Annotated in this window: 17 protein-coding genes; 8 read left to right on the forward strand and 9 right to left on the reverse strand. The window is 41.6% G+C overall.

The genetic code is table 11. The features are described from left to right. Window positions 1-93: 93 nt before the first annotated feature. Window positions 94-1,686 carry a sulfatase gene (locus tag KZC02_RS26710; RefSeq protein WP_221391454.1) on the forward strand — a complete coding sequence of 531 codons (1,593 nt, stop codon included), beginning with the start codon at window positions 94-96 and terminating at the stop codon, window positions 1,684-1,686. A gap of 418 nt (window positions 1,687-2,104) precedes the next feature. Continuing rightward, entirely contained in the window at window positions 2,105-2,782 is a 678-nt protein-coding gene (locus KZC02_RS26715) for a DUF6250 domain-containing protein (RefSeq protein ID WP_221391455.1), read from the forward strand. Window positions 2,783-2,823: 41 nt separating this feature from the next. On the opposite strand, the gene KZC02_RS26720 is transcribed toward KZC02_RS26715, so the two are convergent. Beyond that, window positions 2,824-4,047, reverse strand: a complete 1,224-nt coding sequence (locus tag KZC02_RS26720; RefSeq protein ID WP_221391456.1) for a sterol desaturase family protein — start codon at window positions 4,045-4,047, stop codon at window positions 2,824-2,826. A 153-nt stretch (window positions 4,048-4,200) separates the two neighbouring features. Here KZC02_RS26720 and KZC02_RS26725 point away from each other — a divergent pair, with 153 nt between their 5' ends. After that, window positions 4,201-4,650: an Rrf2 family transcriptional regulator gene (locus tag KZC02_RS26725; protein WP_221391457.1), complete on the forward strand. Its 450-nt coding sequence runs from the start codon at window positions 4,201-4,203 to the stop codon at window positions 4,648-4,650. Between the two features lie 31 nt (window positions 4,651-4,681). Here KZC02_RS26725 and KZC02_RS26730 read toward each other — a convergent pair whose 3' ends face one another. From KZC02_RS26730 to KZC02_RS26745, 4 genes are read right to left on the reverse strand one after another with little or no spacing between them, the layout of a single operon-like run. Further along, window positions 4,682-5,551, reverse strand: a complete 870-nt coding sequence (locus tag KZC02_RS26730; RefSeq protein ID WP_221391458.1) for an AraC family transcriptional regulator — start codon at window positions 5,549-5,551, stop codon at window positions 4,682-4,684. A gap of 27 nt (window positions 5,552-5,578) precedes the next feature. Then, window positions 5,579-6,298, reverse strand: a complete 720-nt coding sequence (locus KZC02_RS26735; RefSeq protein WP_221391459.1) for a carboxymuconolactone decarboxylase family protein — start codon at window positions 6,296-6,298, stop codon at window positions 5,579-5,581. 35 nt (window positions 6,299-6,333) lie between these two features. Continuing rightward, complete coding sequence (locus KZC02_RS26740; RefSeq protein WP_221391460.1) at window positions 6,334-6,945, reverse strand: flavodoxin; 612 nt, start codon at window positions 6,943-6,945, stop codon at window positions 6,334-6,336. Further along, window positions 6,946-7,416 (reverse strand): nuclear transport factor 2 family protein, encoded by a 471-nt coding sequence (locus KZC02_RS26745; protein WP_221395202.1) that lies wholly within the window; start codon window positions 7,414-7,416, stop codon window positions 6,946-6,948. It lies immediately after the preceding gene. A gap of 276 nt (window positions 7,417-7,692) precedes the next feature. Here KZC02_RS26745 and KZC02_RS26750 point away from each other — a divergent pair, with 276 nt between their 5' ends. The 4 genes from KZC02_RS26750 (at window position 7,693) to KZC02_RS26765 (ending at window position 13,554) form a co-directional block, all read left to right on the forward strand. Further along, complete coding sequence (locus KZC02_RS26750; RefSeq protein ID WP_221391461.1) at window positions 7,693-8,598, forward strand: AraC family transcriptional regulator; 906 nt, start codon at window positions 7,693-7,695, stop codon at window positions 8,596-8,598. A gap of 851 nt (window positions 8,599-9,449) precedes the next feature. Continuing rightward, a complete protein-coding gene (locus KZC02_RS26755; RefSeq protein WP_221391462.1) occupies window positions 9,450-10,376 on the forward strand; it encodes a DUF4350 domain-containing protein in 927 nt (308 codons plus the stop codon). A gap of 45 nt (window positions 10,377-10,421) precedes the next feature. After that, entirely contained in the window at window positions 10,422-11,705 is a 1,284-nt protein-coding gene (locus KZC02_RS26760) for a hypothetical protein (RefSeq protein ID WP_221391463.1), read from the forward strand. Window positions 11,706-11,775: 70 nt separating this feature from the next. Next, window positions 11,776-13,554 carry a sulfatase-like hydrolase/transferase gene (locus tag KZC02_RS26765; RefSeq protein WP_221391464.1) on the forward strand — a complete coding sequence of 593 codons (1,779 nt, stop codon included), beginning with the start codon at window positions 11,776-11,778 and terminating at the stop codon, window positions 13,552-13,554. Between the two features lie 8 nt (window positions 13,555-13,562). Here KZC02_RS26765 and metQ read toward each other — a convergent pair whose 3' ends face one another. The 3 genes from metQ to metN form a co-directional block, all read right to left on the reverse strand. Further along, entirely contained in the window at window positions 13,563-14,387 is an 825-nt protein-coding gene (gene metQ / locus KZC02_RS26770) for a methionine ABC transporter substrate-binding lipoprotein MetQ (RefSeq protein ID WP_221391465.1), read from the reverse strand. 106 nt (window positions 14,388-14,493) lie between these two features. Beyond that, window positions 14,494-15,147, reverse strand: coding sequence for a methionine ABC transporter permease MetI (metI, locus tag KZC02_RS26775; protein WP_221391466.1), 654 nt, complete (start codon window positions 15,145-15,147; stop codon window positions 14,494-14,496). Further along, window positions 15,140-16,171 carry a methionine ABC transporter ATP-binding protein MetN gene (metN, locus tag KZC02_RS26780; protein WP_221391467.1) on the reverse strand — a complete coding sequence of 344 codons (1,032 nt, stop codon included), beginning with the start codon at window positions 16,169-16,171 and terminating at the stop codon, window positions 15,140-15,142. The genes metI and metN overlap by 8 nt, the downstream gene beginning before the upstream one ends. 249 nt (window positions 16,172-16,420) lie before the next feature. On the opposite strand from metN, the gene KZC02_RS26785 reads away from it, so the two are divergent. After that, window positions 16,421-17,251 carry an SDR family oxidoreductase gene (locus KZC02_RS26785; protein ID WP_229253828.1) on the forward strand — a complete coding sequence of 277 codons (831 nt, stop codon included), beginning with the start codon at window positions 16,421-16,423 and terminating at the stop codon, window positions 17,249-17,251. Between the two features lie 149 nt (window positions 17,252-17,400). On the opposite strand, the gene KZC02_RS26790 is transcribed toward KZC02_RS26785, so the two are convergent. Next, complete coding sequence (locus tag KZC02_RS26790; protein ID WP_221391468.1) at window positions 17,401-17,781, reverse strand: hypothetical protein; 381 nt, start codon at window positions 17,779-17,781, stop codon at window positions 17,401-17,403. Window positions 17,782-17,994: the final 213 nt, after the last annotated feature.

A 17,994-nucleotide genomic window follows, 5' to 3' on the forward strand; every position in this document is an offset into this window, starting at 1 on the left:
ATGATCAATATTTCTTTGGCATTCAAGTGTATGTGTTAAATAATAAAAATACTCTCTATCCTATTTATGGCGGTAAAACAAAGAAGAAACAGATTGATTTTGATCACAGTCCTGGTTTTGTCATCTGTTACAGCCTGGCTATTCTGGCCGCTGGCAAGTGACGAATTCCTGATCATACCGGATCAGCAAAAGATCAGGGCTAAGGAGTCATTCCTGAAAGAGACCGTCAGTGATTTAGGGCAATCGAGGCCGAACATCATCGTACTTGTAGCAGACGACCTGGGTAAAACGGATCTTCCGCTATACGGAAACAAGGTTGTGGAAGCGCCAAACATTACTGCTCTGGCCAGTGAAGGAGCTGTATTTAATGAAGCATACGTTTCAGCTTCGATTTGTTCACCTTCACGGGCCGGGCTGCTTACCGGTCGATACCAGCAACGGTTTGGTTACGAACTTCAGCCGGTCAACAATTATCTGAAGAACCGCTTTTTAAAACTTTTTGTCAATAACACTTTTGACCTGCAGGAGCTTGAATTTGCAGATTACGACAAAGTGCCCAATCAGGAAGCTATTGGTCAGCAGGGACTTCCGGAACAGGAAATTACCATTGCCGGGTTGTTGAAGAAAAATGGATATGCAACTGGTATCATTGGTAAATGGCATCAGGGCGATGCCGAACAATTCCGGCCATTAAAGCACGGTTTTGATTACCACTATGGATTTTATGAAGCGTTTTCCTGGTTTGATGACACGACCAAAACAGTGAATGTACGGCACAAGGGCATTATGGATTCGCATATATGGGAACAGGGAAATACTGGCCGGGCTGCCAAGAGAAGAAATAACGAAATTATCAAAGTCGACGAATTTTATACGTATGCCCTGGCGAGGGAGGCAAACCAGTTTATGGAGAAAAATAAAGCCAGGCCCTTCTTTTTATATGTGCCGTTCAACGCGCCGCATACCCCCTTTCAGGCTTTGAAAGAAGACGTTCAGAAGTATAAAGCCAAAGGTATAAAAGATCTCAACCAAGCCGTTTACTACTCACTGATCACCGGACTTGACAGCGCGATCGGGCAAATTCATGATAAAGTCAAATCACTTGGACTGGAAGATAATACGCTCATCGTTTTCCTGAGTGATAATGGTGGTGCGACGTACACCGGTGCAACTGATAATGCGCCATTGAAAGGCGGGAAAATGTCCCTTTATGAAGGAGGCATTAATATACCCTTTGTGGTCAAATGGAAAGGGAAGGTTAAACCTGGGACTATAGTGGATACTCCCGTAAGTTCACTCGATATATTTGCTACTGCGGCCGGTGTTACGGGTTCCCTTTTGCCCAAAGACCGGATTTATGATGGTGTCAATCTCATCTCGTTTCTGACCGGAAAAGATAAATCGAATCCTCATAACATCCTGTATTGGAGAGCGGGTTATAACAAAGCGATACGGAAAGGCGACTGGAAGCTGGTATTGAACCTGAAAGATGATATTACGGCACTTTACAATCTGAAATCCGACAAGTCGGAAAAGAATGATATTTCGGCACAAAATGCTTCAAAGGTAGAGGAGCTGAAAAAGGACCTGGCAAGCTGGGAAAAGCAACTGATCAAACCGCTTTGGCCGAGCAGCGGTTTTTATAAAAATGATATAAACGGAAAAAGTGACAGGTTTACCTTGTAAAAAATTCGGGTATTTTATTTATAACGTGTGGTAGGAAACTAGTTAGACTCTGAGAAATTTTGTAGTTGAAATGATCGTAGCTGAGGGCAGATAATCATTAACTTTTGTCATCTGTTTATAAAAAGTTAGGGGCGTACATGTGTTGATGCAACGCCCCTAACAAGGATCGGCATAAAGCCTCCTATCTAGGTCGGTCCCTTAGGACGCCTAAGTGTATAAAATTAAAAAAGGTGAAAAATAAATCAAAATAATTTCGTGATTTTTTTTATGAAAGAGTTGGTTATAAGGTAGATGGCTATTCAAAACAGAGCCTGGCTATCCTCAAAAAATTGATCCTTATTTTTCCAGTAACAGAACTGAATCGCTTTTTTTGCCAGTTGATTAATATATGAACGTATTATCAAAATTAAAAAGAACAATGCTGGTCATTGTTCTTCTCATTTGTTTTAAAAGTTATGCCCAACAGAAGAAAACTATTGAGGGAAAGCTGATTTTTTCGGAGAATTTTACTGGAAATATGGATAAAAAGCGCTGGATTGCGGAGATTGAACCAGTTGAAAAATCTGTGGTTTATAAACTAGACGGCAAGCTGATCATGGATACGGCCGGAGGTGTAACAGTTTGGTTTAACCAGAAACTTGAAGGTAATATCCGCATTGAATACGATTGGAAAGTAGTAGTTGACTCCGGCCGGAATGACCGGTTATCGGATCTGAACCAATTCTGGATGGCTTCCGATCCCCGAAACGAAAACCTTTTTACAAGATCAGGAAAGTTTGAAACTTACGATTCGCTTACTTTATATTATGTTGGATTCGGAGGAAATAGTAACACAACCACAAGGTTCAGAAAATACCATGGAAATGGCCTGAAACCGTTATTACAGGAATATCTGGATTCCGCACATTTACTGAAATCCAATTATTTATACCATATTTCTATTAAAATTATCAACGGAAAAACTACTTTTTCAGTTGATGGAAAAATAGTTTTTGATTGGTCAGATTCCAACCCGCTCACGAGTGGCTATTTCGGTTTCCGTTCTACTGGCGCCAGGCACGCAATTGATAATTTTCGGGTTTATCAATTGCCATAGTTAACACAGGTATATTAATGAAAAAATGCATTGGAAGAATACTACCTGCCATAAATCGAATTAAGATATTGCTTTTGCAATGTGGAAAAATAAGCGAGTGACCCGATGGTGAGAGCAGATAAAAACACGAAGGTTGTAGGGTGGGGGAAATAGTAAAAAGTAGTGATTGCTACTAAAAAGCCTCTTGCCAGTTCCAGTAAAAATACCCATCTGCGCTGTTCCAGGATTGCCCCGCAATTGATAATGGTAACGACAATAAACAACGCCGCCATAATTTGCAGAAACTGGTCTGTGTGATGCTCAAAAAGCAACAATAAAAACAATACAACAACCATCACCGTGAATTGGCCAAGAACATAATTCCTGAATTTTTGGGAGCGGATCTTTACTTTATGTTTAGATAAAAATTTCTGCTCAACAACTGCTCTTATGTGCGGATCAAAGTCGGAGGGGCTGCCAAAAACAACTTTCAGTTTATTGAAAAATCCCTTCTTTTGTTTTGTAACGTACCAGAGTTCTACCAGGTAATGGAAGTGCTGCCAGAGAAAACTGTAACTGTCGAGCTGTTTGGTCAGGCCGTATTGCGCTTCTTCTTTTTCTTCTGCAAATGTCCCGAAAAGCTTGTCCCAGATAATGAACATATCACCGAAATTCTTGTCAAGATAGGCTTCATTGCTCGCATGATGAACACGGTGATGAGACGGTGTAACCAGAAAATATTCCAGAATACCCAGTTTTCCAATCAGTTGTGTGTGTGTAAAAAACGGGTACAATCCGTGTACAATCAGCATTATTGTGATCATCGAAGCCGGAAAACCAACCACCGGTAAAACCGACCAGAAAAGGGTTCTGACCAAAGCCTGAAAGATCGTTATTCGTGTTCCGGCAGTATAATTAAACTCTTCGCTTGTATGGTGCACCACATGAAAACCCCAGAATAAGTTGATTTTGTGGCCCATACGATGGTACCAATACCAGATAAGATCGGTGGAAAGGATAAGCGCAATCCACATCAGAATAGTTGGTTTTATGTCAAAAATGGCATAATGCTTATGCAAGTAATCGTAGAAAAAATAAAAGGCGCCGGCTGTAAACATGTCGATCATCCTTTCGGCAACGCCTACATTCATATTGGCAATGGAACTGCTAAAACTAAAAACAGGCTTGCCGAGCCGTTTGGATAGGAAATATTCCAGTCCAATAAAAAACAGAAAGAAGGGAACGGCAATAGCCATGTAATTTAAATTCGAAATCAAATGATGCATAGGGTATTATGTTGGCCACTTTTGAAAATGGGATCTTGGCCAAAAATACAAATATTTAGTTTAAATTATATTAACTCTATGGAATTAGTATATAAATGATAATGAACTGCGAAAGTCCGCGATGCAAATTAAAATTTCACATATATTTGATTTATGATATCCAAAAAAGCAAAATATGCACTTAAGGCCCTGAAAGTATTGGCAGAAAAGTATGCACAAGGGCCTGTTCTCATTTCTTACATCGCTGAAAAGGAAAAAATCCCTAAAAAGTTTCTCGAGGCAATCTTGCTTGATCTGCGTAATAACGGGGTTTTACAAAGTCAGAAAGGAAAGGGTGGCGGATATATGCTGAGAATACCTCCGGAGGAAGTCAGTTTTTCAAAGGTGCTGAGAATTATTGACGGGCCGATTGCTCCTGCACTTTGCGTTTCCATGTTTTTTTACGGCCGGTGTGATGATTGCAAAGACGAAGAGACATGCAGCCTGAGGAGTGTCCTGGCAAAATGGAGAGATGCAAATCTGGCAGTCCTGGATAAAACTACACTAGTAGATATTCTTAAAGCAGAGGAAACTTCGGATGCCAATATATTGACAGGATCCTGATACAAATTCCTGGGAAGTTAACTATTAATTATTACCTGAAAGCCTTTGGAACTGTGCCAGTCATTTTTTTGAAAAAGTTATTAAAGTATGTTGGGGAATCAAATCCCAGGCTGTAAGCCACATCCGTAATGTTCCAGTCGGTTTGCTTCAGCAGTGTTTTTGCCTCAATAATCACACGTTCCGAAATGTGGTTAGTCGTCGGCCTGCCCGTTACTTCTTTAACTACCCGGTTCAAATGGTTGATATGCACGGCCAGCCCCGTAGCATAGTCATGGGCAGTTCGCAGTACAAGCGGTGTATTTGGATTTTCGATGGGAAATTGTTTTTCCAGCAGATTCAGAAACAATCCTGTAATACGGTTGGCGGCGTTTTGAGGTTTAGAAAAACGCTCAATGGGCTGCATTTTTAATACTTCATGTACAATCAGACTCAGGTAATTTCGCATTAACTCGTCCTTATAAATATAGTCGCCTGCCTGTTCGGCCAGCATCTTTTGAAAAAACGGGCGAATGAATCCGGCTTGCAGGGTATTTAGCGAAAATACAGGCAAGCCGGCATTTCCAAACAAAGAATTTTTTAACATACTCCCTGACCGATCATTTGTTTTTAAAAAATCATCTGTGAAAACACACATATAACTTCTTTGATCCGCTGATTGGGTTTCGAGCGAATAGGGGATGAGGGAATTGGCAAAAACCAGAGCGTTATCACTTAACACAATACTCTGGTCAGCATAATGAATAACGTTGTGACCACTGATCAGGCTGACCATGTAATAATTACTTTCATTATTTTTGGCCGGACGGTTGGAAGCCAGATTGTATTCGTAGACCTTAAAACCTTTCAGCTTCATGTCCCGGATTTCTATTCCGGCAATTTCAGAAACAGTTTGACTTTTCATAAGTTTAAAAAGTTAAAATAAATGAGGTCAGTTTTTTAAGGCTGTTACTTTGGCTAGTACCCGCCTGCCTTCATCCGCTTCTTTTTTTCCAACTTTGGTTTCAATCAAAGAAAGTACCTGCCCGAGCTCTTTATTTGTAAATCCCAGGTACAAACAAATTCCAAAATGGCCTGACAGCTGAGATTCTACGCCACCCAAACTGATAAGTGCAGCAATTGTAATAAGCTCACGTTCTTTATTGGTAAGGACTTCACGCGTAAAAATATCGTTAAAAAGATGTTCTTTTAAAAGCGTATCAATAGCGGGCACAAAGGCTGCATAACCGGTTTTCGGACTAGCCTCAGGCCTGCCAGTTAGCGATTCCAGGACTTTTTTGCCAGTTTGATATTTGTCGGAACCTGCCACTTTCGAGGCTGCTTTACCTTCTTTATCCGTGATGCCTTTTGACTTGCGTTCGGTCAGTACCGTGCTGAATGTGTTGATACCATTCAGGCTTCGTGGAAACCCGCAATAGGCAGAAATGTGGATCAACTCTTCTTTTATTTCATTGATAGTCAAACCCGTTGTAAGCGCATCGTTCAATGCCTGTTTCAAATTGGTTAAATCACCGTTTGCGGTAAAAGCGGAAATGGCTACAATGCTTCGCTGCCTGTCATTGAGGTCAATGATTGTTTGGTCAGTATTACGGGCAATTGCTTTAGCGGAAAAGATAAACGAAAGGATCAGCAGTAATGTAATGGGCTTCATGTTGTAAGATTTAGTTCCTTTAACTTTTATACACTTTAAATCATCTTTATCTTTTGCAGCCATTTTTTGACTTGCTGCTCAACCTCACTGGCCCGTTCCGTCTTGATCACCAGTAATTTTCCGTCTCTTTCCAGACCGCCACGCGTTGTGAATCCTTCCGAAATTTGACTTTTAGGGCAAAGTTCCCGCACCGTTTCGAAACTGTTTCCGGTACCATAGCCGCCATTTGTATTAAAGGGAATGACCGTTTTACCACTCAGATCATATTTCTTCAGAAAGCTTTTCATGGGTGGAGGAAGCTGCATTCCCCAGGTTGGAAAGCCAACAAATACGACATCATATTTTTGCACACTGTCGATCTTAGTCTTTAATGGCGGTAAATAACCCGTTTCATTTTCATCAGCAACTTGTTTTACAGTAGCCTGATAATTTTCAGGATAAGGCTTTTCGGGCTCAATTGTCACCAATGTTCCACCTGTATACTTATGTATCATTTCTGCCACCGCCCTGGTATTGTTCGTTCTTGACAAATACACAATCAATACCCTGGCCGGATTAGGTTCAGCATTAAAATGTTCGGTCTGGGTAGAAGAACAAGCTGAAATCAGCAGGAAAAATGCGAAAAACACTTGGATTTTAGATGTCATTTAATGTTTAATTGCATGGGTATCTCTTACACTGCTAAAAGTCAGCGCCAGTATTTTCCAATTATCCGCTTCTTTTTTATAGACTTCGGTAACTGTGAATTCAGTTTTTGCTTCATTGCCCCGAACCATGGCTTCCAGTGTAATGCGGGACCATATTATAGCCGTATCGTCGAAAAGCTCTACTGCAACATCATGTACATCTGCTTTTTTGTACCAAATACTTCCGGTTTTAATGATATCAAGCTCTTCGTCCTTTTTCCAGGTTCCGCTCATATGAACAAATTTTGCCTTATCGTCGAATAGTATAGCCAGTTTGTCCACATTTTTGTCGGCCATCCACTGCCATTTGTCTTTGGAAAGGGTGATGATTTGCTCTTCAGTATTGACAGAAGCGGTTTTATTTTGGGCTTGTGCAATGGCTCCTTCCAAACCGATGAATAAGAAAAGCAGTCCGGTAAAAGAAACATTCATGACCATTTTAAGTGATGAATTTTTGATGAGTGTTTTCATTATAGTCGTTTTTTGAATTTATAGATTTAGTTTATATTCTCCTTTTTAACTTACACAGTGTCCCGGTGGCCAGATAACCTGTATGGCGTTTGTGTTGCAAAGTTGGCCGTTCTTTTATCCTGTACTTGTATACAGATTACGGTATTACCTACCAAAATTACTGATCAGGAATGACGCATGCTGTGAATGACAGGCTAAGCTGTAAATTTGTTCACAAGTCATCCAAAACACTGATCTATGGAAAATGTCCTAAGATTTAAAAGTATCCGGGAATATAATGCTTTCAACAAACACGAAACCCTGCATCCGCTGGTCAGCATTGTAGATCTTTCGAAAGCAGATCCCCGGGAGTCGCGGCGAATGGGTTACGACTTTTATGTCGTTTTTCTCAAACAAATCAAATGCGGGGATTTGCGTTATGGTCTTAATGTATATGATTATGAAGAAGGTACACTGGTTTTTCTGGCACCCGGCCAGATCATAGGCGAAAACGTCAGGGATAATTTTTACCAGCCTCAGGGATATGCATTGGTATTTCATCCGGATCTTTTGCAGGGCACTGCACTTGGCCGGCATATGAGCGATTATACTTTTTTCTCCTATGAAGTCACCGAAGCGCTGCACTTATCCGAGCAGGAGCGGCAAATGGTTACAGATTGTTTTTCGAAAATCGAATATGAAATAACGCAGCGGATTGATAAACACAGCAAAAAGCTTATAACGGCTAATATAGAGCTGTTCCTCAATTATTGCGTACGCTTTTATGACCGTCAGTTTATCACCCGCGACGTGGCTAATAAGGGTGTATTGGAAAAGTTCGACGGGATACTCAATGCATACTTTCAGTCGGATAAACCTCAGCAGATCGGCCTTCCTACGGTAGGATATTGTGCAGACCAACTCAATTTGTCGTCCAATTATTTTGGTGACCTGATCAAGAAAGAAACCGGCAAGTCGGCTCAGGAATACATCCAGATGAAGATCATCAACATGGCTAAGGAAAGAGTATTTGATCCGGATAAGTCAGTCAGCGAAATTGCTTACGAACTGGGGTTCAGATATCCGCAGCATTTTAGCCGGTTATTCAAGCAGCGGGTCGGTCTTACACCGAATGAGTATCGGATTCATTCGGATTTGAACTAATTAACATAAGATTGTCATCAATGATGAAAAATCAGATCCCTCATCCGGTGTTAGTACTATCTTTCCAAAGGGGCAAAAGGTTCCGGCTGGTAATTTTACCGGAAATGCCTGGGTTTATCAATTGATTGAGCCGGATAGCTATCACACCCAATACCGTAAAAGGAAGGGTAACCTGGTTACAGGAAGTAACTGATCATGAATATCACAGTTTGAAAAAGTAATTATTCATTTTTGCAATCCAGCTATTTTACATTCAGGTGAACAGCTGATTTTTAAAGTGTCGCTTAGCAGCTACCTGTTTGTAGCCACGGAGTTAACCACCTTCCACGGCTTGCTATCAGTACGCGACAACTGTTATCAGGCAGGTCCTGTTCAATCATTTCTTTTCCATAGATTAATTGGTTCCAATTACTTACAGTAATTAGTTTTCTAAAATAACTTTATTCATGAAATGATATCTGTGCAGGTAAACACTATTTTGCACTGATCCATTTTAAGCGAGAATTTTTTTTACTAACAAGTAAAGGCTTCGGCCAATTATTGGTATTTAAAACGCCCCAAAATTTGTTATTCTGTACTCAATAAATTTACTTTGTCTATATATTATAGACTTATAGTTTGAGCCACCCTTTCTATGAGTAAATCTGAAAGATCATTTTGACATGAAAATTTTCAATTTACCTCAATTGAGTTTCTTCTGCTTTAGAAATATCCGGGCACTACTGCTATCAAATTCCCCCGGTGATTGTTGTCCAGGGTAAATTTCCAATAAGCTTTACCGGTTGTGTTTCCCAAAACGTCAAACGGTAACTTGAAACGTATTTCTGATTAAATCCTGGCTATATCAACTAATGAAATTAAGTCCTGTTTTTTTGCTGGTTTTTCTGGCCATTTGTGGAACTGTATCGGCTCAGCAGGTGCCTGATTTTCAATTTGATCCAAAAATTTCAAATCCTCTTTATACCAATCAGAACGGCCCGGTTGTCGTCGTGGATGAAGCGCATCACAATTTTCATATTATTAAAAGCCGTTACAATGCGTTTGCAAAAGTATTGACGCTGGATGGCTATCGTGTAAAGCCCGGAACGCGACTTTTTAGCGCTGAAAGTCTGAGTGGTGTTAAAATACTGGTGATCGCCAATGCGCTTAACGCTGCCAATGAAAATGAATGGAGCAAACCGACACCCTCCGCCTTCACACCGGACGAGATCGAAGCTGTTAATAAATGGGTGAAGGAAGGTGGTTCACTGTTTCTGATAGCGGACCATATGCCATTTCCCGGAGCGAATGAGGCGCTGGCTGCCACTTTTGGTTTTAAACTTTACAATGGTTTCGCAACTGATACCACGGCTGCGCCTTTTCCCGGAAGTAAAAAAGGACCGGATATTTTCAAAAAAAGCGATGCTTCCCTGGCTTCTCATGTCATTACTAATGGTAAGTCGAAAGCGGAAAGTATCGACCACTTAGCCACGTTCACCGGTCAGGGTTTTGAGATACCCGGGAAGGCTGTTTCGTTAATCACCTTTAATGATAAGTATAAAATATTTCTTCCGGATACTGCCTGGAAATTCAATGAAGCCACACCCAGGTTACCCATTAAAGGATTTTCTCAGGGCGCCGTACTCAATTACTATAAAGGCAAAGTCGCAGTTTTCGGTGAAGCAGCAATGTTTTCTTCCCAGGTAACTGGCAAAGACAGAGTACCAATGGGTTTGAGTCACCCGGAAGCAGGCCAGAATGTTCAGTTTTTACTAAATCTAATTCACTGGCTCGACTGAAAATTTTGAAGTTACAGATCCGGCCACCTTAAAAAATCGACTTCCATGAAACACTCTTCCGTTGAAAATTTTGTAATTTTTGTTGCGCTTTTGTTTCTTTATATCCAGACTTCGGCGCAAGGTTATCTTAAAGCGGAGACTTTCAAAGGCGCAGATCTGTACGCAGATGTGGTCCAATATGTCAAATTCGGAATCCACCGCACCGGCACGGAAGGCGATAACAAAACTTCGGAATGGATCAAAGGCATTCTGGACAAAAATGGTTTTAGCACGGAATACGTGCCATTTCCGGTCGAGCAGTTTTTTCCTGAAAAGACATCATTGGAAATCGGAGGTAAATCGCTGGAAATCTTTCCGGTATGGCCGGTTAAAGAGGCGAATTTCAGTATCAATGCACCTCTGGCTGAAGCAAACAAAGATTTGACTGGTATCTCCGGGAAAATTGTCTGGATCAATCAGCAGTCGAAAGAAAGATCTTTCAGCTTTATGGATGAGGACAATGCGGCCTTTATCAAAAAAATCATCGATGGGGGAGCGAAAGCAATTGTTCTGGTCACGGATAATGCGGCCGGGGAAATTGCCGCGATCAATACGCTTCCCGGCGTTTCATATCCGATACATGTGGTACAAGTCGCCCCAAAAGATGTCAGGAATCTGACGGAATCCAACGCAGTTTTGACTGTTAAAGGAACATTGAAAAATGTAACGGCCCGGAACATTCAGGGAACGATCGGAAGCGGTACGAAAACGGTAATTATATCAACGCCAATCAGCGGATGGTTCACTTGTGGTGGCGAACGTGGCCCCGGTGTTGCGACTTTCAACGCGTTGGCAAAGTGGGTGGCCGAAAAGAAACTTCCTTATAAATTTATATTCACGGGCAATTCCGGACATGAACTTGCGCTGCATCAGGGAACGCATATTTTCCTGCACGAAAAAGCACCGAAACCTGCTGATGTCCGCCTTTGGGTACATTTGGGTGCCAGTTTCGCCACTTTTGCTTATACCAAATCAGATCATGGACTAACAAGAGAAACGAAAGCAGACACCAATCGGATCGTTTATTTCGCAGGTGATGTAGAAAATTCAGTAAGCCAGGCTTTCGGTAAAATTGATATAAAAAAAGCGAAGGACAAGGCTTATGGAGAATTGGTAGTCGCTCAAAAACAAGGTTATTCCCCGTTCATCGGCTTTGTAGGCACGGCTTCATTTCTATTGTTTCATACCAAGTTGGACGACGCTTCCGCAACTTCCCCGGAATTACTGGAAGAAATGGCCAATGCCATCAAACAAGTTATAGAATTTGAATTGGCCAAAGACAAAATCTGATCCTGTTAGTAAGCATCATCAAATATTCTGAATTAAAAGTGTCCACTTACTTAAATGTTAATTAACCCAAATGGTTGTGCTTAAATGGAAATATGATTCTCTGCTTGTGAATTTGATTTTTATCTTTTTATTATCAGTTCCTGCTTATTCCCAGACCAAACCCAATATCGTTTTTATCCTGACGGACGATCAGGGGTGGGGGGATTTGAGTATCAATGGAAATACTAATATTCAAACACCTCGTATTGATAAACTTGCCAGGGAAGGCGCACGTTTTTCACGTTTCTATGTCGCTCCGCTTTGTGCTCCCACACGGGCCGGATTGTTAACGGGACGTTATCATTATCGTGCAGGCGTTTACGGTGTTTCTAATTCGAAAGAATTTCTCAACACCGATGAGGTTACATTCACTGATTTATTTAAAAAGGCTGGATATGCCACGGGTTGTTTTGGTAAGTGGCACAACGGAAGCCAGTATCCTTATCATCCGAACGGACGCGGTTTCGATGAATTTTATGGTTTTACCAGCGGCCATTATGCCAATTATTTTAATACCATGCTTGATCATAACGGAGAGGCGGTCAGAAGTAAAGGATTTATTACTGATGATCTGACGGATAAAGCGATCGGTTTTATTGAGAAAAATAAGGAAAAACCGTTCGTATGTTACATTCCTTATAATGCACCTCATTCGCCTTTTCAGGTTCCCGACAAATATTATGACCGCGTAAATGTAAGAGGGATTAAGCTCCACAACCAAAATCCGGAACTGGAAAATGACGAGGCGACAATTTCAGCTTTGGCAATGTGTGAAAATATTGATTTTAATGTTGGCCGGATTCTTGATAAACTTGATGAATTAAAGCTTTCTGAAAATACGATTGTCATTTACATGACTGACAACGGGCCAAATACATGGCGCTGGAATGGTGGTATGAAAGGCAGAAAAGCAATGGCGGATGAAGGTGGCGTGCGGGTTCCGTTCTTTATTAAATGGCCGGGACATATTAACGCCAACAAAGTAATCAGTGACAATGCCGCCTATATTGATTTGCTTCCAACGCTGACTGATCTGGCTGGGGTTTCACGAAAAGGAACCAAGCCGTTGGACGGGCTAAGTCTTGGACCGCTGTTAACAGGAAAAGCGGATAACATACAGGAAAGATTTTTATTTTCCTCCATTAATAAAAATAACAGTGTTAGAAAATGGCCTTATGTTGCTTCAAGTGGATTTTTATTTGATTTGTCGAAGGATTCAATCCAAAGTGTCAATTTAGCTGATCAGTTACCGGAAGTTTACACGGCATACATTTGCGAACTGGGAAAATGGTATAAAGATGTAAGAAAAGATCTTGATACAGTTCGGGCATTGCCTGTTGGTTATACCCAGTTTCCCAGGGCATTACTTCCGGCACAGGACGCACATTTGCACCGTTCCAAAGAAGGAAAGTTATCTTACAGCGCATCAGCTCCTAATTCTTCATGGATCACCAACTGGAACGACAAGGATTCTTACGCCACCTGGGATATAAATGTGCATACATCCGGAAAATATAAGGTCTCCATTTTATATACAAGCCCGGCGGAGACGGTTGGGAGTGAGTTTTCCATTGGTTTTCATATTAAAACCATTTTCGGTAGTATAAAAGAAGCATATGATCCGCCCCTCATTCCAAGTCCGGACAGGGTGAAAAGAGAAGGGGAATCTTATGAAAAGGAATTTCGTAAAGAAGTGGTCGGTACCTGGGATTTAACCAAAGGCATTGGTCCGATCCGCCTCTCTGTGAATAAAATAAATGGCGGTAAATTCGCTGATATAAAGGCGATTGAATTGGAGTTGTTAAAGTAAAATGCACTTTACCAACCCTTAATCGCACCACCATGAAATATCCTCGCAGCAGCTGCTTCAACTTCTTTCGACTGGTATGCTTTTACATAATTTTTAACCTTTTCTTCATTTTTATTGTCTTCCCGTGCAACGATCAGATTTACGTATGGTGACTTTTTGTCTTCCACCAGTAGCCCGTCCCTGGTTGCCAGTAAGCCGACTTTTGCAGCGAAATTGTTGTTGATAATAGCCAGCGTAACGTTCTTGTCGTCAAGTGTTCCGGGAAGTTGCGGTGCTTCAAGTTCCAGGATTTTTAGCTTTTTCGGGTTCTCTATTATGTCGATCACTTTGGGTAAAAGTCCAACGCCATCTTTGAGTTTGATTAGTCCGTATTTTTGCAAAAGCAATAAGGAGCGACCGCCGTTTGTAGGATCATTAGGAATAACAACCGTGTCTTCCGGTTTTAATTCATTAACATTTTTAATCTTTTTTGAGTAGCCTACGATCGGATAAACGAAGGTATTGCCGACGATGGCCAGCTTGTATCCGCGCTGTTTTACCTGCTCATCCAGATATGGCTTGTGCTGAAATGCGTTAATATCGACGTCACCATGATTCAGCGCTTCATTCGGAATTACGTAATCGTTAAACGAAATCAGTTCTACTTCCAGGCCATATTTTTCTTTGGCTACTTTTTGGGCAACCTGCGCCACTTCATATTCAGGCCCAACGGCGATGCCTACTTTAATATGGTTTGGATCACTGTCTTTGTCTGCTTTTCTGTTGCAACCGGAAAGTGCGAACGTTGCGGCGATTGGAATGAGCAGGGCGAAAATGTGTTTTTGGACTTTCATGTTTTGTGAGTTTAAACGCGGAGTTAATCGCAGAGTTTTAATTTACTATAAATGACAATTTCTTGACGACCTCCTGACAACACTGGACCACTAACTGGCCATAATGCTATCTGTGATCCACCCGCTTCGCCAAAGCGTCCCCCGAGAATTGTATGATGAAAACCAGAGCAATCAGCAAAATCAGTACAATGTTCATGATCACAGCATCGTAGCCGATGTAGCCGTACTGGTAACCGATCTGGCCAAGTCCTCCTGCGCCAACTGCGCCACCCATCGCAGAATAGCCGACGAGCGTGATCAGGGTTATGGTTGCACAGTTGATCAGTGATGGCAATGCTTCCGGTAACAGCACTTTGTACACGATCTGTAAGGGCTTCGCGCCCATGGCTCTCGCCGCTTCGATCAGTCCGCCGGGAACTTCGATGAGGCTGTTTTCCACCAGACGGGCAATAAACGGTGCTGCTCCGATACTCAACGGAACCAGCGCTGCGGCTATACCAATAGAAGTACCGACGATGGCTCGTGTAAACGGTATCATCCAGACGATCAGGATAATAAATGGTATTGATCTGAAAATGTTAACAGCCAATGAAATAGAGTTGTTGATCAGCCTGTTTTCTAAAACCTGTCCTTTTCTTGTCAGGAAAAGCACAATTCCGGTGGGTAGTCCTAATAGAAAACCGAAAAAGCCGGAGAGGATGGTCATGAAAACCGTCTCGCCGGTTCCTGCCAGCAACAATGATACGATTGGATCAGACATATCCTATAATTTCAACTTTGATTTGATTATTAGTAAAAAACTGAATGGTTTTCTGGTAGTTTTCCCGGTTTCCTGAAAGCTCGGTCAGGATCACCCCGAAATTTTTATCGCCTGCATGATCCATTTGCGCGCTGACGATCTTCGTATCCACATCAAACAATCTGGCCGCTTGTGAAAGGACCGGTTCGTTGGCGGTTTCACCCGTCAGGTGGAGTTTCAACAATGGAGACAGATTTCCGGGATCGGTGGCTTTCAGGCGTTGTGCGTAAAAATCCGGGATTTCAATATGCAGCGAAGTGCTGATAAATTCTTTTGCCAGTTCAGTTTTTGGATTAACAAAAATATCGCTTACCGTGCCCTGTTCAATCAGTTTCCCCTCACTGATCACCGCCACAAAATCACAAATCGATTTCACAACCGCCATCTCATGCGTAATTAGCAGAATGGTGATATTCAGCCGTTTGTTAATGTCTTTAAGCAGATTGAGTATTGAACGCGTCGTTCCGGGGTCCAGCGCACTGGTAGCTTCATCGCATAAAAGAACTTTCGGATTATTGGCGAGCGTACGTGCAATGGCGACCCGCTGTTTTTGCCCGCCTGAAAGATTGGCTGGATAATCATTCGCTTTGTCTTCCAAGCCGACCAGTTTCAACAATTCTGATACCCTGATTTTAATCTCATTTTTTGGCACGTTGTCCAGTTCCAGTGCAAAAGCCACATTTTCTGAAACGGTGCGTGAAGAGAGCAGATTGAAATGCTGGAAGATCATACCGATCTGTCTCCTTTCTTTAACCAGCTCTGATTCAGACAAGATCGTCAGATTCTTCCCATCTACAATCACATCACCAGATGTTGGTTTTTCAAGCAAATTTACACATCGGATCAGCGTACTTTTACCAGCTCCTGAGGTTCCGATCACACCAAAAATTTTACCAGGCTCAATTTTAAGCGACACACCGGATAATGCAATTATCTCTCTGTCTTTCTGCCGGAAAACTTTAGTAACATTTCTTAACTCGATCATTAAGTTTACTGTCTTTTTAGCTTAAATCAGTTTATTTCTTGCAAATTAGATAAATTTTATACTTTTGAACGATAAATACTTTATTTAGTATATCAATTAAGTATAGATTTGCATTTAGAGCGAAATAATACTGGGAAAAGTTATATTTTTGTTTGGGTATTTGTATCGTCTCTCAGAGAGTTTTACACTTTTTAAATAGAAGAGAACCCTAAGCAAAATTGTCAACCCGCTGAAATCAAATATCGAATAATGGATAACAAAATCGCTCTTATTACGGGACCCACATCGGGCATTGGGTATGTTACCGCCGTCGAATTGTCAAAACAAGGGTTCGACCTTATCCTTGTTGCAAGAAATGAAGCCAAGGTGAAGGAATTACAGCATGTTATTGGAGACCGGGTCAAAATTGATTTTATCTCTTGCGATCTCAGCAGTATAAATTCTGTAAGAATGGCTGTGGAGAAGATTAAAAGCAGATTCGTACGAATTGACGTGTTGATCAACAACGCAGGTATGATAGTCCAGGACAAGCAATTTTCGGTGGATAATATTGAACTTACTTTTGCTACCAACCATATCGGTCCGTTTTTGTTAACAACCGGGCTTATTAATCTTTTGAAGGCCGGAGAACGGGGCAGGATTATTCACGTTTCTTCTGAGGCTCATTTTTTTGCATTTTTCGATTTGAACAAACTGGTAAATCCGCCTTCATATCAGGATCTCATTGTTTACGGCAGATCCAAACTAGCGAATATACTTTTCTCAAATGAACTGGCGGATCGTCTGAAACCATTCGGCATTACCTCCAATGCATTACATCCGGGAACTGTTGCCAGTAACTTTGCAGGAAATGGAAATGGCGTTTCATCATTTTTCATGAAGTTGTTCCGCCCGTTTTTTAAATCCGTGGAACAGGGTGCTGCAACATCCATTTATCTGGCAACATCGCCCGAGGTTGAGGGAGTTTCCGGTAAGTACTTTACTGATTGCAAGTTGGGCAGGAGGTCCTCCGCTTCCAGGAACCCGCAGTTAGGTAAGTCTTTATGGGAACTGAGTGAGAAGCTGGTGAACCAGGCCTGAATAATTCTGGCCGAAGAAGTTCGAAGGATAACTTTTATTATTCCGGCAACTTTACAAATATTTTAAGTGATCAAAAAGACGGTTTTTATATCCGCGCCTGACGATGGCAGCCCCCTTATAAATGCCACTTTATCTTTTAACGACATATTTCAGGCGATCTGATGCTGAGGGAGAAATGGCGTAAGGTATTCGTCAATTTCCGTATGGATCGCATTGTTGAAGATGTTGGTTGCGATCATAATTCCTGCAAAAGCAGTAAATACATCAATTTCTTCATCAGAATATCTTTCGCCGATCGGTCTGTAAATGTCTTCATGTACAAAACCTTTGTTTTGGGCAATCGCTGCGCCAAAAGAAAGCAGCTCCTTTTCAGATTCTGACAGGATCAGATCTTCCGGTTGTTCTCCAGACTCAATAATTGCTTTTCTGAAATAGGTGCTGCATAACGGGCAGTCTGCTGCTTCCGACACCGACCATGCGAAAAGTGTAGCAAGCCTGGCCCCAACCAGCCGTTCTACTTCTCGAAACATCGGATACCATCGCATAAAATACTTTGAAAGCAACCGGGGAGTAGCCCAACGTAGCTTTCATATTCGTAATCTTGCTGTTGTAAAAGGTCTATGGATTTTATCATATATTTGAATTTGCCATTATACCACAACTGAGTTTAGCCCATTGCCTGAGTTACTAATTCTAGCCGTTTAGTAGTCGGTATTTTAGCTTTTGTCAGATCAATTTTGAAA

Source organism: Dyadobacter sp. NIV53, from assembly GCF_019711195.1.
In the GTDB taxonomy this organism is placed as follows: domain Bacteria; phylum Bacteroidota; class Bacteroidia; order Cytophagales; family Spirosomataceae; genus Dyadobacter.

Excerpts from the sequence above, each read along its gene's own strand:
- KZC02_RS26715 (WP_221391455.1), top strand. The coding sequence starts at position 2,105 with ATGCTGGTCATTGTTCTTCTCATTTGTTTTAAAAGTTATGCCCAACAG.
- KZC02_RS26720 (WP_221391456.1), bottom strand. The coding sequence starts at position 4,047 with ATGCATCATTTGATTTCGAATTTAAATTACATGGCTATTGCCGTTCCC.
- KZC02_RS26725 (WP_221391457.1), top strand. The coding sequence starts at position 4,201 with ATGATATCCAAAAAAGCAAAATATGCACTTAAGGCCCTGAAAGTATTG.
- KZC02_RS26730 (WP_221391458.1), bottom strand. The coding sequence starts at position 5,551 with ATGAAAAGTCAAACTGTTTCTGAAATTGCCGGAATAGAAATCCGGGAC.
- KZC02_RS26735 (WP_221391459.1), bottom strand. The coding sequence starts at position 6,298 with ATGAAGCCCATTACATTACTGCTGATCCTTTCGTTTATCTTTTCCGCT.
- KZC02_RS26740 (WP_221391460.1), bottom strand. The coding sequence starts at position 6,945 with ATGACATCTAAAATCCAAGTGTTTTTCGCATTTTTCCTGCTGATTTCA.
- KZC02_RS26745 (WP_221395202.1), bottom strand. The coding sequence starts at position 7,416 with ATGAATGTTTCTTTTACCGGACTGCTTTTCTTATTCATCGGTTTGGAA.
- KZC02_RS26750 (WP_221391461.1), top strand. The coding sequence starts at position 7,693 with ATGGAAAATGTCCTAAGATTTAAAAGTATCCGGGAATATAATGCTTTC.
- KZC02_RS26755 (WP_221391462.1), top strand. The coding sequence starts at position 9,450 with ATGAAATTAAGTCCTGTTTTTTTGCTGGTTTTTCTGGCCATTTGTGGA.
- KZC02_RS26760 (WP_221391463.1), top strand. The coding sequence starts at position 10,422 with ATGAAACACTCTTCCGTTGAAAATTTTGTAATTTTTGTTGCGCTTTTG.
- KZC02_RS26765 (WP_221391464.1), top strand. The coding sequence starts at position 11,776 with ATGGTTGTGCTTAAATGGAAATATGATTCTCTGCTTGTGAATTTGATT.
- metQ (WP_221391465.1), bottom strand. The coding sequence starts at position 14,387 with ATGAAAGTCCAAAAACACATTTTCGCCCTGCTCATTCCAATCGCCGCA.
- metI (WP_221391466.1), bottom strand. The coding sequence starts at position 15,147 with ATGTCTGATCCAATCGTATCATTGTTGCTGGCAGGAACCGGCGAGACG.
- metN (WP_221391467.1), bottom strand. The coding sequence starts at position 16,171 with ATGATCGAGTTAAGAAATGTTACTAAAGTTTTCCGGCAGAAAGACAGA.
- KZC02_RS26785 (WP_229253828.1), top strand. The coding sequence starts at position 16,421 with ATGGATAACAAAATCGCTCTTATTACGGGACCCACATCGGGCATTGGG.
- KZC02_RS26790 (WP_221391468.1), bottom strand. The coding sequence starts at position 17,781 with ATGTTTCGAGAAGTAGAACGGCTGGTTGGGGCCAGGCTTGCTACACTT.